Here is a 1,040-nt window from a genome sequence, read left to right on the forward strand (position 1 = left end):
GGACAAGCTCGTGGTGCCCGTGGGCCTGATCGTCCCCATCGGCGGCGTCTTCCTGGCCCTCGTGATCGGCTACGGCCTCATGGAGTTCGTGGGCGTCTACCTGCGCCCGGCCATGCGGCCGATCTGGCGCGTGCCCGGCCGCGCCGCCGTCGACGCCGTCGCCTCCTTCGTGGGCTCCTACGCCCTGGGCCTGCTGCTGACGAACCGCATGTACACCGGCGGCCGCTACACGGCCCGCGAGGCGGCGATCATCGCCGTCGGCTTCTCCACGGTGTCCGCGACCTTCATGGTGATCGTGGCCAAGACGCTGGGCCTGATGGACATCTGGCTCTGGTACTTCTTCGGCACCCTCGCGGTGACGTTCGCGGTCACCGCCATCACGGTGCGCATCCCGCCGCTGAGCCGCATCCCGGACGAGTGCTACCCGGGCGTCACCCACTCGCCCGAGCAGGCCGTCACCCGGGACCGCTTCCGCGTGGCCCGTCGCGCCGCCGAGCAGACCCTCGCCGAGGCCCCGTCCCTGCCGAAGAACATCTGGGTCAACTTCCGGGATGGACTCGTGATGGTGCTCCAGATCCTGCCGTCCATCATGTCCGTGGGCCTGATCGCCCTGGTCCTGGCCACGTACACGCCCGTGTTCGAGTGGATCGGCGTGATCTTCTACCGCTGTTCTGGGCGCTCGGCTACTCCGACCCCGGCCTGCTGGCCTCGGCCTCCGCCACCTCGATCGCCGAGATGTTCATCCCGGCCACGATGGCGGCCGGTCACGAGGACCTCGTCGCCCGGTTCGTGATCGGCGTCGTCTGCGTCTCCGCGATCATCTTCTTCTCCGCGGTGGTTCCTGCCATCCTGGCCACGGACATCCCCGTGAAGATGTGGCACCTCCTGGTGATCTGGGTCGAGCGCGTGGCGCTCACCATCGTGCTGGCCACGCCGCTGGCCCACCTGGTGGCCGCGCTCACCTGAGGCCCGCCCCACCGGCCCACCCCCGTCCGTCCCGCAGAGAGAGGCCCCCACGCGCTCCACGCTCATCACCGACA

The 1,040-nt window shown here is 69.7% G+C and carries 2 protein-coding genes; both read left to right on the forward strand.

Features of this window, described 5'->3' with window-relative positions; translation table 11 throughout:
- The coding region (locus tag ACFWJO_RS39070) for a YjiH family protein (RefSeq protein WP_386872975.1) at positions 1 to 793 on the forward strand (793 nt) is incomplete at its 5' end.
- A complete protein-coding gene (locus ACFWJO_RS39075; protein ID WP_386872977.1) occupies positions 754 to 966 on the forward strand; it encodes a hypothetical protein in 213 nt (70 codons plus the stop codon). The genes ACFWJO_RS39070 and ACFWJO_RS39075, both read left to right, overlap by 40 nt.
- Positions 967 to 1,040: the final 74 nt, after the last annotated feature.

The organism is Streptomyces sp. NPDC127092, from assembly GCF_042722475.1.
In the GTDB taxonomy this organism is placed as follows: domain Bacteria; phylum Actinomycetota; class Actinomycetes; order Streptomycetales; family Streptomycetaceae; genus Streptomyces.

What these genes read in the sequence shown, in the direction of transcription:
- ACFWJO_RS39075 (WP_386872977.1), top strand. Translation starts at nt 754, where the DNA reads ATGGCGGCCGGTCACGAGGACCTCGTCGCCCGGTTCGTGATCGGCGTC.